This window comes from Clostridium sp. AM42-4, assembly GCF_003480105.1.
Taxonomy (GTDB): Bacteria; Bacillota; Clostridia; order Lachnospirales; family Lachnospiraceae; genus Brotaphodocola.
Window position 1 is genome coordinate 91,697 of the sequence record NZ_QUIK01000012.1, and the last position, 18,370, is coordinate 110,066.

Annotated in this window: 14 protein-coding genes, 1 pseudogene and 1 other annotated feature; all 15 genes and pseudogenes read left to right on the plus strand. The window is 49.1% G+C overall.

Features of this window, described 5'->3' with window-relative positions; all coding sequences use genetic code 11:
* Nucleotides 1-12 precede the first annotated feature (12 nt).
* Nucleotides 13-1,710 (plus strand): DAK2 domain-containing protein, encoded by a 1,698-nt coding sequence (locus DW922_RS11085; protein ID WP_118720046.1) that lies wholly within the window; start codon nucleotides 13-15, stop codon nucleotides 1,708-1,710.
* 31 nt (nucleotides 1,711-1,741) lie between these two features.
* Nucleotides 1,742-3,814 carry an ATP-dependent DNA helicase RecG gene (recG, locus tag DW922_RS11090; RefSeq protein ID WP_118726581.1) on the plus strand — a complete coding sequence of 691 codons (2,073 nt, stop codon included), beginning with the start codon at nucleotides 1,742-1,744 and terminating at the stop codon, nucleotides 3,812-3,814.
* A 145-nt stretch (nucleotides 3,815-3,959) separates the two neighbouring features.
* Nucleotides 3,960-4,222: a binding site (T-box leader), on the plus strand.
* 168 nt (nucleotides 4,223-4,390) lie between these two features.
* Entirely contained in the window at nucleotides 4,391-5,482 is a 1,092-nt protein-coding gene (locus tag DW922_RS11095) for an ABC transporter substrate-binding protein (RefSeq protein ID WP_118726571.1), read from the plus strand.
* Nucleotides 5,483-5,566: 84 nt separating this feature from the next.
* Nucleotides 5,567-6,451: an ABC transporter permease gene (locus DW922_RS11100; protein WP_118720050.1), complete on the plus strand. Its 885-nt coding sequence runs from the start codon at nucleotides 5,567-5,569 to the stop codon at nucleotides 6,449-6,451.
* Nucleotides 6,444-7,217, plus strand: coding sequence for an ATP-binding cassette domain-containing protein (locus DW922_RS11105; protein ID WP_118540849.1), 774 nt, complete (start codon nucleotides 6,444-6,446; stop codon nucleotides 7,215-7,217). Before DW922_RS11100 ends, DW922_RS11105 begins: the two co-directional genes overlap by 8 nt.
* Nucleotides 7,218-7,455: 238 nt before the next feature.
* Nucleotides 7,456-8,478, plus strand: a pseudogene (locus DW922_RS11110) (HAMP domain-containing sensor histidine kinase); the annotation flags it as partial.
* Complete coding sequence (locus DW922_RS11115; RefSeq protein ID WP_118540845.1) at nucleotides 8,453-9,145, plus strand: response regulator transcription factor; 693 nt, start codon at nucleotides 8,453-8,455, stop codon at nucleotides 9,143-9,145. The pseudogene DW922_RS11110 and the gene DW922_RS11115, both read left to right, overlap by 26 nt.
* Nucleotides 9,146-9,175: 30 nt before the next feature.
* Nucleotides 9,176-10,108, plus strand: a complete 933-nt coding sequence (locus DW922_RS11120; RefSeq protein ID WP_118726572.1) for a L,D-transpeptidase family protein — start codon at nucleotides 9,176-9,178, stop codon at nucleotides 10,106-10,108.
* Nucleotides 10,109-10,345: 237 nt separating this feature from the next.
* Nucleotides 10,346-12,037, plus strand: coding sequence for a DEAD/DEAH box helicase (locus tag DW922_RS11125; protein ID WP_118720058.1), 1,692 nt, complete (start codon nucleotides 10,346-10,348; stop codon nucleotides 12,035-12,037).
* A 108-nt stretch (nucleotides 12,038-12,145) separates the two neighbouring features.
* Nucleotides 12,146-12,943, plus strand: a complete 798-nt coding sequence (gene proC, locus DW922_RS11130) for a pyrroline-5-carboxylate reductase (protein ID WP_118726573.1) — start codon at nucleotides 12,146-12,148, stop codon at nucleotides 12,941-12,943.
* Nucleotides 12,944-13,106: 163 nt separating this feature from the next.
* A complete protein-coding gene (locus DW922_RS11135; RefSeq protein ID WP_118720134.1) occupies nucleotides 13,107-13,691 on the plus strand; it encodes an NUDIX hydrolase in 585 nt (194 codons plus the stop codon).
* A 74-nt stretch (nucleotides 13,692-13,765) separates the two neighbouring features.
* Nucleotides 13,766-14,344 (plus strand): hypothetical protein, encoded by a 579-nt coding sequence (locus DW922_RS11140; protein WP_118720064.1) that lies wholly within the window; start codon nucleotides 13,766-13,768, stop codon nucleotides 14,342-14,344.
* A gap of 235 nt (nucleotides 14,345-14,579) precedes the next feature.
* Entirely contained in the window at nucleotides 14,580-15,431 is an 852-nt protein-coding gene (locus tag DW922_RS11145; protein WP_118720066.1) for a tyrosine recombinase, read from the plus strand.
* Nucleotides 15,432-15,570: 139 nt separating this feature from the next.
* Nucleotides 15,571-17,622 carry a DNA topoisomerase gene (locus DW922_RS11150; protein ID WP_118726574.1) on the plus strand — a complete coding sequence of 684 codons (2,052 nt, stop codon included), beginning with the start codon at nucleotides 15,571-15,573 and terminating at the stop codon, nucleotides 17,620-17,622.
* 36 nt (nucleotides 17,623-17,658) lie between these two features.
* Nucleotides 17,659-18,330 carry a UDP-N-acetylglucosamine pyrophosphorylase gene (locus DW922_RS11155; RefSeq protein ID WP_118726575.1) on the plus strand — a complete coding sequence of 224 codons (672 nt, stop codon included), beginning with the start codon at nucleotides 17,659-17,661 and terminating at the stop codon, nucleotides 18,328-18,330.
* Nucleotides 18,331-18,370: the final 40 nt, after the last annotated feature.

Consider the following 18,370-nt stretch of genomic DNA (forward strand, 5'->3'; position numbering starts at 1 on the left):
GAGGACCTGACGGTGAGTGTAAAGGTAATTGACGCCCGTCTGATGCAGAAGGCATTTTTAGCCGGAGCAAAGGGATTAGAAGCAAAAAAAGAGTGGATCAACGAGTTAAACGTATTTCCGGTACCGGACGGTGACACCGGAACCAACATGACCATGACGATCATGTCTGCCGCAAGGGAAGTGGCAGCCGTGCAGGAGCCGACCATGGATTCCCTGGCAAAAGCGATTTCTTCCGGTTCCCTGCGTGGTGCGAGAGGAAACTCTGGTGTTATCTTATCCCAGCTGTTCCGTGGATTTACCAAAGAGATCAAAGGAAAAGATGTAGTCGATGTAAAAACACTGGCCCAGGCATTTGTCCATGCAACAGAAACTGCCTATAAGGCAGTTATGAAGCCGAAAGAGGGTACCATCCTTACGGTGGCCAAGGGTATGGCAGATAAGGCTGTGGAAGTAGCAGAAGAGACAGAAGATGTTCTGGAATTTGGTGAGAAGGTCATCGAGCATGGTGACTATGTACTCAGCCAGACTCCGGAGATGCTTCCGGTATTAAAGCAGGCTGGCGTGGTGGATTCCGGTGGACAGGGCCTGATGCAGGTGTTAAAGGGCGCATTTGATGGCGTCAGCGGCAAAGAGGTTGATATCACCGTTCCGGACGCAAAGGCAGCTGTGAACGTGCAGACTGAGGCAAAAGGCGCAGCAGCAACTGATATCGATACCGCACACATTAAGTATGGCTATTGTACGGAGTTTATCATCAATCTGGAAAAACATTACGACGAAAACAGCGAGCATGAGTTCAAGGCATATCTGGAATCCATTGGTGACTCCATCGTAGTCGTTTCTGACGATGATATCGTAAAAGTTCATGTTCACACGAACGATCCGGGTCTTGCGATCCAGAAAGCACTGACCTTTGGTTCCCTTTCCCGCATGAAGATCGACAACATGCGCGAGGAGCACCAGGAGCGTGTCATCCAGGATGCTGAGCGCAAGGCAGCAGAGCAGAAAGCGGAGGAAGATCAGAAAGAGACTGCAAAAGACGAGCCGAGAAAACCGTATGGTTTCATTGCCGTATCTGTAGGCGAAGGACTGGGCGAGATCTTTAAAGGCATTGGTGCAGATTATCTGATCGAGGGCGGTCAGACCATGAACCCGAGTACCGAGGACATGGTGAATGCCATCGAGCATGTGAATGCTGATACGGTTTATATTCTGCCGAATAATAAAAACATCATTCTGGCTGCAGAGCAGGCAAAATATCTGGTAGAGGACAAGCAGATCATTGTTGTTCCGTCCAAGACGGTTCCGCAGGGAATCACTGCCCTCATCAACTTCATCCCGGACCAGACTCCGGAGGAAAACCTGGAGACTATGGTAGAGGAGATGGGACGTGTGAAGACCGGTCAGATCACCTACGCCGTACGCAATACCGTGATCGATGATATGGAGATCCACGAGGGTGACATCATGGGAATCGGTGATCATGGCATGCTGGCGGTCGGTACCGATCTGGAGAAGACTACCGGGGATACCTTAAAGGCGATGCTGGATGAGGATTCTGAGCTGGTGACCGTTTACTACGGAAGCGATGTCACTGCAGAGGACGCAGAGGCTCTGATCGAAAAACTTCAGGCAAGCTGCCCGGATGTGGAGATTGAGCTTCAGGAGGGCGGTCAGCCGATCTATTATTATCTGATTTCCGTTGAGTAGTAAAAACGACGGAAAACCAGAAGGAAAAACGATGAATCAGCAGCCAATCACAAGTCTCAAGGGAATCGGAGAAAAAACAGCAAAATTATTTTCCAAACTGGGTGTAGAAACAGTAGAAGAACTTTTGCACGACTATCCGCGTGCCTATGATGCCTATGAAGAGCCGGTTCCAATCGGAAATCTCCGGGAAAAAGGCGTGTTTGCGGTATCTGGGCAGTTGATGAAAACACCATCCGTGCGCCGTTTTAAAAATATTCAGGTCATCATTACGGATGTGCGGGATATGACGGGAACCCTGCAGCTGACCTGGTATAACATGGCGTATCTGCATAATGTCCTGCAGATGGGCCAGATCCTGGTATTCCGTGGCCGTGTGGTCAAAAAAAGCGGGCGGCTGACCATGGAACAGCCGGAAGTGTTCACACCGGAGCAGTACCGGGGTGTCATGCATTCCATGCAGCCGGTGTATGGACAGACAAAAGGGCTGGGCAATAAGGCAATCACCCGTGCGGTGCAGCAGGCTCTTTTGCAGCGGCAGATGGAGCGTGAGTATCTTCCGGAAGAACTTCGCAGCCGCTATGAACTGGCGGAATATAATTATGCCATTGAGCATATTCATTTTCCGGCAGATAAAAAAGAATTGCTGTTTGCCAGAAAGCGCCTGGTGTTTGATGAGTTTTTGTTCTTCCTGCTTTCGGTGCGCCGGTTAAAGGAAAAACGTCAGGATCTAAGGAGCCGCTATATCATCTCAAGATCGTCTGAGATTGACCGGCTTTTGGCATCCCTGCCTTATGAACTGACCGGCGCCCAGAAAAAAGTGCTGGAGGAAGTGAGGAAGGATCTGGAGAGCGGTCTGGTCATGAACCGGCTGGTGCAGGGCGATGTGGGATCCGGCAAGACCATTGTGGCGGTGCTGGCATTATTAGAGACTGCCATGAACGAATGCCAGGGAGCCATGATGGCACCGACTGAGGTACTGGCAAAGCAGCATTACGAATCAATCACGGAACTGTTTGAAACGTATGGTATTGAGAAACAGGTGGTTCTGGTCACCGGGTCCATGACGGCAAAGGAAAAACGTCTGGCCTACGAGAAAATAGCGTCTCATGAGGCGGATATCATCGTGGGAACCCATGCACTGATCCAGGAGAAAGTTCATTACGACCGTCTTGCCCTGGTCATTACCGACGAGCAGCACCGGTTTGGTGTGGGCCAGCGGGAAGCTTTGGGAAACAAGGGAAGTGAAACGGACTCGGAGCTGACACCTCATGTGCTGGTCATGAGTGCGACTCCGATTCCACGGACACTTGCCATCATTCTTTATGGAGATCTGGACATTTCCATCATCGATGAGATGCCTGCGGAGCGTCTGCCCATTAAAAACTGTGTGGTAGATACCGGTTACCGTGACAAAGCTTATAAGTTTATTGCCCGCGAGGTGGCAGCCGGACGCCAGGCGTATGTGATCTGTCCGATGGTAGAGGAGAGCGAACTGATCGAGGCGGAAAATGTACTAGATTACACAAAAATTTTGCGGGAAAAGCTTCCGGCTGGCATTACCGTAGAGTATCTGCACGGCAAAATGAAAGGCAAAGAAAAGAATCAGATCATGGAGCGGTTTGCGTCCGGTGAGATTCAGGTGCTGGTTTCCACCACGGTTGTGGAGGTCGGTGTGAACGTGCCAAACGCAACGGTCATGATGATTGAAAATGCGGAACGTTTTGGACTGGCACAGCTTCACCAGCTGCGCGGACGCGTGGGCCGGGGCGCCCACCAGTCTTACTGTATCATGGTCAACTGCTCGGACCAGGACGGAACGCAGGAACGCCTGGATATTTTAAACCGCTCCAACGACGGCTTTTATATCGCTTCCGAGGATCTAAAGCTGCGCGGTCCCGGCGATTTTTTTGGCGTGCGTCAGAGCGGTGACATGGAATTTAAAATTGCGGATATCTTTACGGATGCAAATTTATTAAAAACCGTATCCGAAGAAGTGAATCACATCCTGAAACAGGATCCAAATCTGGAGAGCGAAGAATATCAGCCACTGAAAGAACGGTTGGATATTTATCTGAGTAAGAGCTACGACAAACTAAATCTATAGCGTAGCCAGTAGCGTAGACGGGAACCAGCCTGCAACAGTCTCTCCCAACCGTTAGAAAATATTGACCGTTTTGTGAGCCGCCATATTGTCAGAAAAAAAGTAGTTGACAAATCCAAATTCGCGCATTATGATATGTACCAACAAAGACAAACCGATGAGAAAGAGGAGTAAGCACTTCGCTGATATCACAGAGAGCTGCAGGCGGTGGGATTGCAGTATGGAAGGGATTGCTGAATGGACTTTCGAGGGCAGATCTGAAACCAGGGAAAACGAAAACATTCGTAAGACATGGGAGTAGGGACTGACGGAAACCGCAACCGTTACCTGGCGGCGTATATGTTAGTATACGGGTGAGTGGGTGCAAACCAATTTGAGTGGTACCGCGGATTAAGTGAATTCGTCTCAAATACAGAATGAAATCTGTATTTGGGACTTTTTTATTTTCCGGAAAGTGCGTCCTATGAAACTTTCAGGAAATACGATCCGGGAAAACACTTAGCAGGAACAGGCATCCGGCCTAAGGGTTGTCCTTGTAGAAAACAATGAAAAACCAGAACAGGCAAGGAGGATTTGATTATGAGAAAAAGTGTGAAAGTTATGGCAGCAGCAATGGCAGCAATGATGGCACTGGCAGGATGTGGCAGCAAGACCGCAGAGACAACTGCAGCAGATACCAAGGCAGCAGAAACCACGACACAGGCAGCAGAGGAAAGCAGTGCAGATGCAGCAGAGGCACCGGAAGTTGCAGAGGGTGAGTATACCGTAGGTATCGGACAGTTCGCAGAGCATGGTTCCCTGGATAACTGCCGCACCGGATTTTTACAGGGCCTTGCAGATGAGGGTATCGTAGAGGGTAAGAACCTGACTGTCCTGTATGAAAACGCACAGGCAGACGGCGGAACCGCAAGCCAGATCATGAACAACTTTATTTCCAAGAAAGCCGACCTGATCTGTGCCATTGCAACCCCGATCGCGCAGAGTGCATACAGCGCAGCAAAAGATGCCGACATCCCGGTTATCTATACCGCAGTAACGGATCCGGTACTGGCAGAGCTTGCCAATGCAGATGGAACCCCGGTTGGTGAGATCACCGGTACCAGCGATAAACTTCCGGTAGAGAGCCAGTTAAAGATGATCCGCACCATGCTTCCGGATGCAAAGACCATCGGTATCATGTACAGCACCAGCGAGATCAATTCCGTTTCCGCAATTGAGGAATACAAGAAAGCAGCTCCGGAGTATGGCTTTGAGATCGTAGAGAGCGGCATTTCTTCCACGGCAGACATTCCGCTGGCAGCAGATGCACTGGTTGAGAAGGTTGACTGCATCAACAACTTAACCGATAACACCGTAGTCAGCTCCCTTCCGGTCATCCTGGATAAGGCTGCAAAGAAGAACATCCCGGTATTCGGAAGCGAGATCGAGCAGGTTAAGATTGGCTGTCTGGCAGCCGTCGGACTGGATTACGTCAGCCTTGGCGAGCAGACCGGCAAGATGGCAGCAAAGGTATTAAAGGGCGAGAAGAAAGCAAGCGAGATGAACTTTGAAGTCATTGAAGAGGCTGCTTTCTACGGCAACAACAAGGTGGCTGAAAACCTTGGCATCACCATTCCGGCAGAGCTTTCTGATAATGCGGCAGCACTGTTCGATGAAATCACAACAAACTAGGATGCAGAACATAACGGGGCAGACTCATCATCACACAAAGCAGGGCTGCCCCGTCCTGTGCGTTTAGAAATTCGGAGGAAACACATGTCTATCATCATTGGCGTCATTGAGGAGGGTCTGATCTACGCGATCATGGCACTCGGCTTATACATTACTTATAAAATCCTGGATTTTCCGGATCTGTCTGTGGACGGAACTTTCCCGATGGGAGCGGCTGTCACAGCGATGCTGATCCTAAAGGGCGTGCATCCGGTGCTTACACTTTTGATCAGCTTTGCGGCAGGACTCTTAGCCGGATGCATCACCGGCCTGATCCATGTAAAGCTGAAGGTGCGGGATCTTCTCTCAGGCATCATTATGATGACGGCACTGTATTCCATCAACTTAAGGATCGCGGGAAAGGCAAACCTGCCGATCTTCAGCAAGGAAACGATTTTTGAAAATGCATTTCTGGAAGCGGTTGTTCCGAAAGCACTGGATCCGTATCTGGTCTGCATTATCCTGTTTGTGATCGTTCTGGTCTGCAAGGTTTTACTGGATCTGTTTTTAAAAACCCGTGCCGGGTATCTGCTCCGGGCGGTCGGCGATAATGAGGTGCTGGTTACTTCTCTTGCGAAAGATAAGGGAATGGTCAAGATTCTTGGCCTGGCCCTTGCAAATGGCTTTGTTGCCCTGGCTGGTTGTGTATACTGCCAGCAGAAAGGCTTTTTTGAGGTCAGCACCGGTACCGGAACCATGGTCATCGGCCTGGCGAGTGTGATCATCGGTACGAAGCTGCTGAAGCGCTTCCGCAGCGTGAAAGCAACGACGGCAGTTATTTTCGGTTCTATCGTGTACAAAGCCTGCGTATCCCTGGCAATCGCCCTGGGCATGGCAGCGTCGGATTTAAAGCTGATCACGGCAGTTCTATTTTTGATCATTCTGGTTGCGAGCAACCGGAAAGAAAGGAAGGTAAAGGCACATGCTTGAGTTAAGCCATATCCACAAATACTATAACGCGGGCACGGTCAACGAGATGTGCCTTTTCCATGATTTTTCCCTCTCCATCGAGGATGGACAGTTTGTGTCGGTGGTGGGTTCCAATGGATCCGGCAAGACTTCCATGCTGAACCTGATCTGCGGCAGCATCCCATTGGATGATGGTCAGATCAGGATCGGCGGTCAGGACATCACCAATATGCCGGAGTTTAAGCGGCAGAGACGGATCGGCCGTGTGTACCAGAACCCGGCAATGGGAACCTGCCCGTCCATGACGATCCTGGAAAATATGGCACTGGCTGACAACAAGGGAAAACCGTTTAACTTACGCCCCGGCACGAACCGCCAGCGCATTGAATTTTACCGGGAACAGCTCCACATGCTGGGACTTGGCCTGGAAGATAAGATGGATGTGAAGGTCGGAGTGCTTTCCGGCGGCCAGCGTCAGGCTATGGCACTTTTAATGTCCACCATGACACCGATCGAGTTTCTGATTTTGGATGAGCACACGGCAGCGCTGGATCCGAAAACCGCAGACATCATTATGGAACTGACAGACAAGGTCGTAAAAGAAAAGCATCTGACAACCATCATGGTCACCCACAACCTGCGCTATGCGGTTGAGTACGGCAACCGCCTGCTGATGATGCATCAGGGACATGTGATCATCGACAAGGCAGGAGAAGAAAAGAAACAGATTCAGATCGATCACATTCTGGAGAAGTTTAACGAGATCAGCATTGAATGCGGAAACTAACTGGATGTGTTGTGGAAGCTGCAATGTTGCGGTCCATGCGTTGCGTAAACGATCATAAATAATTGTTGGAAAATTTAGAATAGTTTTATAAACGGAATACACCTCTTTATGGTATACTGATACCAGTAGAAAGAGGTGTATTTTTATGAAATTAAAAACGCGTCTTGCCATTGCATTTGTCACGTTCAGTGTACTGCCTATTTTGTTTGTGGGGCTGATGCTGTCTGTGGGACGGATCTTCATGGTTTACCGGATGGATCAGTTTGGTCCGGAGGTCAAGAGTATGATCGCCCAGCTTATGATCACAGCGGTACTCATGCTGATGTTTATCTGCGGTTCCCTGACAATCTGGGTTTACCGTTCTGTCCTGCGTCCGTTAAGTAAATTGCAGGAAGCGACCCGGAAAATCCGGGACGGCAATCTGGACTTTACCCTGGATATCGAGGAAGATGATGAAATTGGCGAGCTTTGCCAGGATTTTGAGGAGATGCGCATCCGGTTAAAGGAGAGTGCCGAGCAGAAAATCCAGTATGACAATGAAAATAAAGAGCTGATCAGTAACATTTCCCATGATCTGAAGACGCCGATCACAGCGATCAAGGGGTACGTGGAAGGCATTTTAGATGGTGTGGCTTCGTCACCGGAAAAGCTGGACAAATACATTCGGACCATCTACAACAAGGCCAATGATATGGACCGTTTGATCGATGAGCTGACCTTTTATTCCAAGATCGATACCAATAAGATCCCGTACACCTTTTCCCGGATCAATGTAAATGGCTATTTTCGTGACTGCGCGGAAGAAGTCGGGCTGGATATGGAATCCCGGGGGATTGAGCTGGGATATTTCAACTATGTAAATGAAGACGTAGAGGTGATCGCGGATGCGGAGCAGATGAAGCGCGTCATCAATAACATCATCAGCAATTCGGTGAAATATTTAGATAAACCAAAGGGAATCATCAATATCCGCATCAAGGATGTGGGTGATTTTATCCAGGTTGAAATCGAAGATAATGGTAAGGGGATTGCGGCAAAGGATCTGCCGTATATTTTCGACCGGTTTTACCGCACGGATTCATCCCGGAATTCGTCCAAGGGTGGAAGCGGGATCGGACTTTCCATTGTCAAAAAGATCATTGAAGATCATGGCGGCCGCATCTGGGCGACCAGCAAAGAAGGAATCGGCACAGAGATGCATTTTGTGCTGAGAAAATATCAGGAGGTAATACAGAATGAGCAGCAGAATTCTGATCATTGAAGATGAAACCAGCATCGCAGAACTTGAGAAGGACTATCTGGAGTTAAGCGGATTTGAAGTAGAACTGGAGGAGCAGGGAGATGTAGGACTGGAGCGTGCCTTAAACGAAGATTTTGATCTTCTGATCCTGGATCTGATGCTTCCGGGCATGGACGGATTTGAAATCTGCAGACGGTTCCGCCAGGTGAAAAATACGCCGATTATCATGATCTCCGCAAAAAAAGACGACATCGACAAGATCCGTGGACTTGGACTTGGAGCCGATGATTACATGACCAAGCCATTTAGCCCGAGTGAGATGGTAGCGCGTGTAAAGGCGCATCTGGCTCGCTATGAGCGCCTGATCGGAAGTGGCAACCCGGGAAATGAGATCATTGAGATCCGTGGATTAAAGATCGATAAGACCGCCCGCAGAGTCTGGGTGAACGGAGAAGAGAAAAACTTTACTACAAAGGAATTTGATCTTTTAACCTTCCTTGCGCAGAATCCAAATCATGTATATACGAAGGAAGAGCTGTTCCGGGAAATCTGGGATATGGATTCCATCGGTGACATTGCTACGGTGACCGTGCACATTAAGAAGATCCGCGAGAAGATTGAGTTCAATACCGCGAAGCCGCAGTACATTGAGACGATCTGGGGCGTCGGGTATCGGTTTAAAGTATAAGGCACATAAAGTACAGATGGAGGAAGAAACATGGGAATCCATGCAGGAATTTATATGGCTGCAGCCATTTTGTCTGCGCCGGTTTTAACGGCAGGAAGCGGAGCAAACGCAGCAACAGGCACTATGCAGACTTCGGAAATGGCAGAACAGACTGATCATGAAGCAACGAAATCCGTGCAGGTAAGTTTTGACGCACCGGGCGGAAAAGAAAGCGGGGAGGCAGGAAATCAGATGGAAAATGAGACAGGTAGAAAAGCAGTGACCGTAGAAGCTTCTGTTTCTGTGGGTGCGCAGGCAGCAGCTTCTGCCATGGCAGGAACAGCGGATGTATCCCGCTTCGTACTCCCGGAAGAAGCCCGGGTACTGGTCGTCGTGGAAGGAACCGGTGCTTCCAATTGCGATGTCTACGCATTTGAGCGGAGCAGCACAGCTGCGAACTGGGAAAAACGGGTGGAGACCACCGGTCATCTTGGTATGAACGGAATGAGCAATCACCGCCAGTCCGGCGATAAAACCACGCCGATCGGTGTGTTCAAAATGAACACGCCGTTTGGCCAGGCAAAGACGGAAGCAGGCTTTCCGTCCGACTACATTCAGGTGGATACCTCCTATGTATGGGAAGATGATTCCAACCGTCTGGTAAAAGGAAGTACGAGAGAGGGCGAACAGGTCGGAACCTCCGGTTATGCCGGATATTATGATTATGTCATTGACGCAGGCTTTAATCCAAATGGAATCAAAAACCAGGGTTCCGCTTTGTTTTTACATTGCTCCGGAGAATTCAAGGATTACACCTCCGGCTGTGTGGCCATTGACCGGGAGCAGATGAAGCAGATCATGCAGCTTTATGGAAAGTACGGCAGTGGGGCATCGTTCATTGCACAGGCACCGAAAGGAACGTTTGGGCAGATTTATAATACATACGGAGTGAATCAGGGACTTTCGCCGGACGGAAACTTCTAGATTAGACTTCCAGATTGCACGCGAAAAGAAAATTGACATTCCAATTTCCGTATGTTAGAATACAAAATTGTGCTGAAGAAGATTCAGAAACCATCCTGAATCTTCTTTTTTTATGGAAATCGTATGCAAAAATCTGTCGGAGGCAGGTGGTTGCATGCCTGAGAACGCAGGATTCTCCCACAGGAATTGACCTGCGTGTTCCCTTGAAAACAGATTAGAATAGAATGAGGAAAATGAATGGAAACAGTAAAATTTGAAGAGTTACAGTTAGACGACCGCATCCTGCGTGCAGTGACCGATATGGGATTTGAGGAGGCTTCCCCGATTCAGGCAAAAGCCATCCCGGTAGAGATGGAAGGCCACGATATCATCGGACAGGCACAGACAGGAACCGGTAAGACAGCTGCGTTTGGTATCCCGCTTCTGCAGAAGATCGACCCGAAAAAGAAAAAACTGCAGGCGATCGCCCTTTGCCCGACCCGTGAGCTTGCCATCCAGGTGGCAGATGAGATCCGTAATCTTGCAAAATACATGCATGGAATCAAGATTCTTCCAATTTATGGAGGACAGGATATCGTGCGTCAGATCCGCGGTTTAAAAGACGGTACCCAGATTATCATCGGTACTCCGGGCCGTGTGATGGACCATATGCGCCGCAAGACCGTGAAATTTGACCAGGTACATACCGTTGTTCTGGATGAGGCAGATGAGATGCTGAACATGGGCTTCTTAGAGGACATGGAGACCATCTTAAGCCAGCTTCCGGAGGAGCGCCAGACGGTTATGTTTTCCGCTACCATGCCGGCAGCCATCCAGAAGATCGCGGAGAATTTCCAGAAGGATCCGCAGATTGTCAAGGTGGTAAAGAAGGAGCTTACCGTGCCGAAGGTAACTCAGTATTATTATGAAGTAAAACCGAAGACCAAAGTTGAGGTTATGTGCCGTCTGCTCGATATGTACGCTCCGAAGCTTTCTGTGGCATTCTGCAATACGAAGAAGCAGGTCGATGAGCTGGTGACTGAGCTGCAGGGACGTGGTTATTTTGCAGAGGGACTGCATGGAGACTTAAAGCAGGTACAGCGTGACCGCGTTATGAACAGTTTCCGCAACGGACGCACCGAGATCCTGGTTGCAACCGATGTGGCTGCCCGCGGTATCGATGTCGATGATGTTGAGGCGGTATTCAACTACGATATCCCGCAGGATGACGAGTACTATGTACATCGTATCGGACGTACCGGACGTGCAGGTCGCGAGGGTATCGCGTTTAACTTTGTGGTAGGCCGCGAGGTGTATAAGCTGCGCGATATCCAGCGTTACTGCAAGACCAAGATCATTCCACAGGCAATCCCGTCTCTGGATGATATCACCGAGATCAAGGCAGAAAAGATCCTGGATCAGGCAAAGGAAGTCCTGACCGATATGGATTTAAGCCGTATTTCCCATATTCTGGAGAAAAAGCTGCTGGAGGAGGATTACACCTCGTTAGAGCTGGCTGCAGCACTGCTGCGTATGAACATGGGCGAAGAAAATGAAGACATCATTTTCGATAACCGTCCGGCAAGATCCTTAGATGATCTGGATTCCAGACGTGACCGCGGTGACCGTGGAAACGGACGCGGCAGAAGAGATGGTAAGGGCAAAGATGGAAGAAACAGCCGTGGCGGCAGAGGAAAGAATCAGGATGCCGATATGGCCCGTCTGTTTATCAACATTGGTAAGGATCAGAAAGTAAAACCGGGCGACATTCTGGGTGCCATTGCAGGCGAATCCGGTATTTCCGGACGTCTGGTAGGCAGCATCGATATGTATGACAAGTACACCTTCGTAGAAGTTCCGCAGGACTGCGCAGAGGAAGTGCTGGAGTGCATGAAGAATGCCCGCATCAAAGGAAAAAACATTCACATGGAGCCGGCAAACGGCAGATAGAAATTTCTTGTATAGAATATAGAAACCGGATATTGGCAAAGGCGCGTATGGAAAGTACGCGCCTTTTGTGGTATTATTAGATTGAGATAAGAGACAGGAGGAACGGACATGAAGCAGTTTGGATTTATCGGTATGGGCAACATGGGATACGCAATCTTAAAGGGACTTTTAAAGACAGTGGAGCCGGATCAGCTTATCTTTTCCGCGCGGAACAAGGAGCATATGGAGCATGTTTCTGCGGAAACCGGAGTTTCTTATGCAGCAGATAACGTAAGCTGTGCAAAAGAAAGCACCTGCCTGATCATGGCGGTAAAACCGCAGCAGTTCGATACCGTGATCGGGGAAATCCGTAATGCGGTTACCGAAAATCAGATCATCATTTCAATCGCACCGGGCATTTCTATCGCAAATCTCCAGGAGCGGTTTGGAAAAGCGTGCCGGATCGTTCGTGCCATGCCGAACACTCCGGCGTTAGTTGGGGAAGGCATGACGGGAGTCTGCTATGATAAAGCATTGTTTTCTGAAGAGGAGCAGCAGATGATCGAGACCCTGTTTACCTCCTTTGGGCGCATGACGGTTGTGGATGAAAAACTGATGGATGCTGTAGTCTGCGCCAGTGGCAGTTCTCCGGCTTATGTATACATGTTCATTGAGGCGCTGGCAGACAGTGCCGTAAAGTATGGGATCCCGCGTGCTGATGCATATAAGCTGGTGGCCCAGACGGTGCTTGGCAGCGCGAAAATGGTGCTGGAAACGGGCGAACATCCGGGAATGTTAAAAGATAAGGTATGTTCACCGGGTGGTACCACCATTGCAGGTGTGGCTGCGCTGGAAGAATATGGTCTTCGAAATGCCCTGATCAAGGCAACCGATGCCTGTTATGCAAAATGCAAGGGGATCCAGTAAGCGGGAAGATAAAAGAAAAACGATGGCAGGACCTGCCGGAGAATGGCATGGAAAGGCTGAAAACAGAATCAAAAAAGAAACTAGAAAATAGAATCAGAAAAAGAAAACAGAATCAGAAAAGGAAATCAGATACCGAAACGGAATGGAGGAAATCAGTATGAGCATGGAGGAAAAAAAGAGTCAGGGCACAGAACAGTCAGAAAATCAGAGAAAAGTTGAGCCGGTCATCCGCAAAGACCGACAGCTCAAATACACAGGTACGATCCTGAAAATTTATGAAGATACCGTGATCGCGAATGGGCATGAGGCGCACTGGGACTTTATCCATCATGATGGTGCGGCTGCTGTAGTTGCTGTAGCGGACGATGGACGGCTTCTTATGGTCCGTCAGTACCGTAATGCTCTGGACCGCGAAACTCTGGAGATTCCGGCAGGCAAGCTGGATGCTCCTGGCGAGCCAAAGATTGAGTGTGCTTACCGGGAATTGGAAGAAGAGACCGGTTACCGTTGTGAAAAGCTAGAATATCTGATGAGTTTAAACACAACGGTTGCATTTTGCGATGAGGCGATCGATGTGTTTGTAGCAAGAAACCTGATCCCGTCGAAGCAGCAACTGGATGAGGATGAATCAATCAATGTAGAGCGCTGGAAGCTGGAGAATCTGCAGGAGCTGATCTATACAGGCAAGATGACGGATGCCAAGACTGTGGCAGCCATTATGGCGTATGCAGCAAAATACGGAAAGTAAAAAGATTTGCTGGATACACAAGCAGGAACAGAAGCGAATATTTTTTCCCTCCGGCTGCATAAGATAGAAAAACGATGCAGCCGGGATTTCCTATAGCAGATAAGCTGCAAAAAATGGTGGTGCTGCTGATGCGGACAGATCGTTTTATAATAACACTTGCTGCAGCTGTTTTTGCTGGATGGCTGTTTGCCGTGCTGTTATGCAACGGAGTGTTTTATAAAGACATTGTAAATTATGAGGTGCTGTACGGAGAAATGGCAGACTACTGGAGCCGTGTGTCCTTGCGAGGCCGGGCAGACAGGGTGTTTCTGCTTGTGGCCCGCTTTCTGGAGATGGCGGCTGTTTTTGCAGTAACCCGGTGCCGCTTCCGGAAAACAGGAAGTCTGCTTCTGGGGATTCTGACAGGTTTTTATATAGGAAGCAATCTGAGCCTTTTTGTCTGGGGCCGCGGGATCATGGGTGGCGTTCTGTTTCTGGTGGCAGGTTTTCCGCAGGATCTTGCCTACCTGTCCTGTCTGTTTTTGCTTTTGTTTGCTGGCGGATCCGAGCGGCCAGTACAAAAGGACCGCCTTATCTGTATTACACTGTTTCTTTTGGCGGCAGGAATCTGGCTGGAGCTTTATGTGAATCCGCTGCTTCTGAAATGCCTGTGAGAGTCTGACAGCATTAGGACGCATGGAGTATCGGTGCATCCATGAATTGTTCTAAAAAAATACAATTCTGAATTTACAACATGTTGAGCGGAAAGAAACGCTGTCTCCAACATGTTGTATTTTTATGTCAATCATCGGAAAATGGGCAAAAATAATGGAAATATGTGTTTGATTTTATTGAAAAATGCGGATATAATGGTATTCATCATTTTTGGGAAATTGGGGTTTTAAGAACATGACGACAGAGATTGAGGCTTTTATTCATTATCTTGAGGATGTAAAACAGTCATCCAGAAATACGGTGGTATCTTACCAGAGAGACTTAAGACAGCTGAAAGAGTATCTGGAACGTCAGGGAATTGAAGAGCCGTCCAGGGTGACAAAGACCAGTTTGAATGCGTATATTTCTTATCTGCAGAGAAAAGGAAAGGCAACCACAACCATTTCCCGCATTCTGGCATCCACAAAGGCATTCTTCCATTACGAATTTATGGAGGGAAACATCCACAGAGACCCGGCCGAGCTTCTGAAAACACCGAAAATCGAAAAAAAGATTCCGCTGATCCTTTCTGTGGAAGAAGTAAACCGCTTTCTGGAACAGCCGGATGGAACCAGTGCAAAGGAAATCCGCGACAAGGCGATGCTGGAGCTTCTTTATGCTACCGGGATCCGAGTTTCTGAGCTGATCGGCTTAAAGCTTCAGGATGTCAATCTGTCTGTCGGTTTTCTTATCTGCCGGGATGGGGAAAAGGAGCGCATGATCCCCTTCGGTAAAAAGGTGAACCAGTATCTGAAAACCTATCTGGATCAGGCAAGGCCGGAGCTGATAAAGGAAAATGAGTCAGTCTGGCTGTTTACAAACTGCAGCGGCAGGCAGATGTCCAGACAGGGCTTTTGGAAAATAGTTAAATATTATGGCGATAAGGCTGGCATTCAGGTGGATATCACCCCGCATACCCTGCGTCATTCCTTTGCAGCACATCTGATCAGCAGTGGTGCAGATATCCAGGCAGTCCAGACGATGCTCGGGCATGCAGATCTGGCAACTACGCTGGCTTACCAGAATTATATCCAGAAACAGCATTAAAAAAAAAGTTACAGGCGGCGCGGACTGCGTACGCCTGTTGTTGTTGCATTACATATTGAGGAGGTGCCAGTGGCGCGTCCGCTGATCAGCGGGCATGTTCCCCTGTAGGGCAACTGAAATAGAAAGGAATCCTGATTTTATGGGAAAATCATTATATATCGCAGAAAAACCCAGCGTAGCACAGCAGTTTGCCGATGCGTTAAAGATTTCTGCAAGACGGTCGGACGGCTACATCGAGTCCGATACTGCCGTAGTGACCTGGTGTGTGGGACATCTGGTTACGATGAGTTATCCGGAGGCTTACGATCCGGCACTCAAACGATGGAGCCTGCAGACGCTGCCATTTTTGCCAAAGGAGTTTAAATACCAGGTGATCGATGGCGTGTCAAAGCAGTTTTCCATTGTCAGCCGCCTGTTGAACCGGCCGGACATTGACACCATCTATATCTGCACAGACTCCGGACGTGAGGGAGAGTATATTTACCGTCTGGTAGACCAGATGGCTGGTGTCAAAGGAAAAACACGCAAGCGCGTCTGGATCGACTCCCAGACAGAGGAGGAAATCCTGCGCGGCATCCGCGAGGCGAAGGACTGGAGCGAATACGACAATCTGGCAGCTTCTGCCTACCTCAGGGCGAAAGAAGATTATCTGATGGGAATTAATTTTTCCCGTCTGCTGACTTTAAAATATGGCCCCACGATTTCGGCCTTCTTAAAAGCTGACCGGACCGTGCTTTCGGTTGGCCGTGTTATGACCTGTGTACTTGGTATGGTGGTGCGCCGGGAACGGGAAATACGGGACTTTGTGAAAACTCCATTCTACCGTGTTATCGGCACGTTTCTGTCCCAGGATATGAAGTTTGACGCAGAGTGGAGAAGTGTGGAGGGTTCCCGCTATTTCCAGTCGCCGAAGCTTTATAAGGAAAATGGATTCAAAAAACGGGAGGATGCGGAATGCCTCATCAGCCAGCTAAAAGAAAATGATCCACTGGTGGGTGTTCTAAGCAAGGTGGAGCGGAAAAAGGAAACAAAAAACCCGCCGCTTCTTTATAACCTCGCCGAGCTTCAGAATGACTGTTCTAAAATGTTTAAGATCAGCCCGGATGAAACCTTAAAGGTTGTGCAGGAGCTGTACGAGAAAAAGCTGGTGACGTATCCACGAACCGATGCCCGTGTCCTTTCCACTGCAGTGGCAAAGGAAATCGCAAAAAATATCGGAGGATTACGCAATTTTGAGCCGGTAAAGGCTTTTGCCCAGGAAATTCTGGAGCAGAATGCCTATCAGGGAATTGCAAAGACGCGTTATGTCAATGATAAGCAGATCACAGACCATTATGCGATCGTCCCGACCGGACAGGGCTTTGGCGCCATGCGAAGCCTGTCCCCGTTGTCTTTAAAAATTTATGAAGTGATCGCAAGAAGATTTTTAAGTATCTTTTATCCGGCAGCGGTTTACCAGAAATATGCCCTGGAGCTGGCCTGCGGACAGGAACATTTTTTCACCAGCTTCCGGGTACTCACAGAGCCGGGGTATTTAAAGGTAGCAGAAGTAGCAAAGCGGAAAAAGATAGACGACACATCCGCTCCTGCCGCGCAGACTCCGGATGCGGACGGGGACGATAAGGAAGAATCGGAGACCAACAAAAAGGATCTGGAAAACCCGGCCTTCATTGCCATGCTGGCATCCTTAAAGAAGGGGATGACGCTTCCGGCAGATGGCTTTGCCATCAAGGAGGGGGAGACATCCCCGCCAAAGCGCTATTCCTCCGGTTCCATGATCCTTGCTATGGAAAATGCCGGACAACTCATTGAGGATGAAGATCTCCGTGCACAGATCAAAGGAAGCGGCATCGGAACCAGTGCGACCCGTGCAGAGATCCTGAAAAAGCTGGTCAATATCAAATACCTGACCTTGAACGGAAAAACCCAGATCATCACGCCGACACTTCTCGGAGAGCTGGTTTTTGATGTGGTTGGTGCATCCATCCGCCAGCTTTTAAACCCGGAACTGACTGCCAGCTGGGAAAAGGGTCTGACTTACGTAGCAGAGGGCTCCATTACCCCGGACGAATATATGGAAAAGCTGGAGCGCTTTGTGGCTGGCCGGACCTATGGGGTTTTACGCTTAAACAACCAGTACCAGCTGCGGGAATACTTTGAGGCAGCTGGGCAGAATTACAAAAAGAAGTAAACATATATTTCAAATGAAAGAAAAGAGGAAATGGTCATGAAAAAAGAAGAAATGAAGATTAGCAGCCTGTATACACTGGAGAATACCATGGCGAAGGAACTGTTAGAGCAGTTTACCTACCCGTGGGAAGCCCTGGCTCACATTGGTGATTTTGTAGAACGTCTGGGCGCAACCCTGCCGAAGGAAGAATACGCAAACCCGGCAGAGGGAATCTGGATCCACAAGTCTGCCCACATCGCACCGACTGCAGGCATCATCGCACCGGCTATCATCGGACCGGAGGCAGAGGTACGTCACTGTGCATTTATCCGTGGCAAAGTGATTGTTGGTAAGGGCGTAGTGGTAGGAAACTCCACCGAGCTGAAAAATGTAATTTTATTTGATGGCGTGCAGGTTCCGCATTACAACTATGTGGGTGATTCCATTTTGGGGTACAAGGCTCATATGGGCGCAGGCTCCATCACCTCCAATGTCCGCTCTGACAAGGCTCTGGTAAAGGTTCATGCAGCAGACGGCGATATCGATACTGGCTTAAAGAAATTTGGTGCCATGATCGGCGATGGCGTAGAGGTTGGATGTGGTTCTGTGCTGAACCCGGGAACCGTGATCGGAAAGAATACGATCGTATATCCGCTTTCTAGTGTCCGCACCGCAGTTGATGCAGACTCCATCTACAAGCAGCAGGGAGAGATTGCTGCACGACAGTAAGTAACAATTTAAGTATATGACAAGGGCCGTGTGAGTTGCC

What these genes read in the sequence shown, in the direction of transcription:
- proC (WP_118726573.1), top strand. Translation starts at nt 12,146, where the DNA reads ATGAAGCAGTTTGGATTTATCGGTATGGGCAACATGGGATACGCAATC.
- DW922_RS11095 (WP_118726571.1), top strand. Translation starts at nt 4,391, where the DNA reads ATGAGAAAAAGTGTGAAAGTTATGGCAGCAGCAATGGCAGCAATGATG.
- recG (WP_118726581.1), top strand. Translation starts at nt 1,742, where the DNA reads ATGAATCAGCAGCCAATCACAAGTCTCAAGGGAATCGGAGAAAAAACA.
- DW922_RS11140 (WP_118720064.1), top strand. Translation starts at nt 13,766, where the DNA reads ATGCAGCCGGGATTTCCTATAGCAGATAAGCTGCAAAAAATGGTGGTG.
- DW922_RS11115 (WP_118540845.1), top strand. Translation starts at nt 8,453, where the DNA reads ATGAGCAGCAGAATTCTGATCATTGAAGATGAAACCAGCATCGCAGAA.
- DW922_RS11125 (WP_118720058.1), top strand. Translation starts at nt 10,346, where the DNA reads ATGGAAACAGTAAAATTTGAAGAGTTACAGTTAGACGACCGCATCCTG.
- DW922_RS11105 (WP_118540849.1), top strand. Translation starts at nt 6,444, where the DNA reads ATGCTTGAGTTAAGCCATATCCACAAATACTATAACGCGGGCACGGTC.
- DW922_RS11145 (WP_118720066.1), top strand. Translation starts at nt 14,580, where the DNA reads ATGACGACAGAGATTGAGGCTTTTATTCATTATCTTGAGGATGTAAAA.
- DW922_RS11135 (WP_118720134.1), top strand. Translation starts at nt 13,107, where the DNA reads ATGGAGGAAAAAAAGAGTCAGGGCACAGAACAGTCAGAAAATCAGAGA.
- DW922_RS11150 (WP_118726574.1), top strand. Translation starts at nt 15,571, where the DNA reads ATGGGAAAATCATTATATATCGCAGAAAAACCCAGCGTAGCACAGCAG.
- DW922_RS11120 (WP_118726572.1), top strand. Translation starts at nt 9,176, where the DNA reads ATGGGAATCCATGCAGGAATTTATATGGCTGCAGCCATTTTGTCTGCG.
- DW922_RS11155 (WP_118726575.1), top strand. Translation starts at nt 17,659, where the DNA reads ATGAAAAAAGAAGAAATGAAGATTAGCAGCCTGTATACACTGGAGAAT.
- DW922_RS11100 (WP_118720050.1), top strand. Translation starts at nt 5,567, where the DNA reads ATGTCTATCATCATTGGCGTCATTGAGGAGGGTCTGATCTACGCGATC.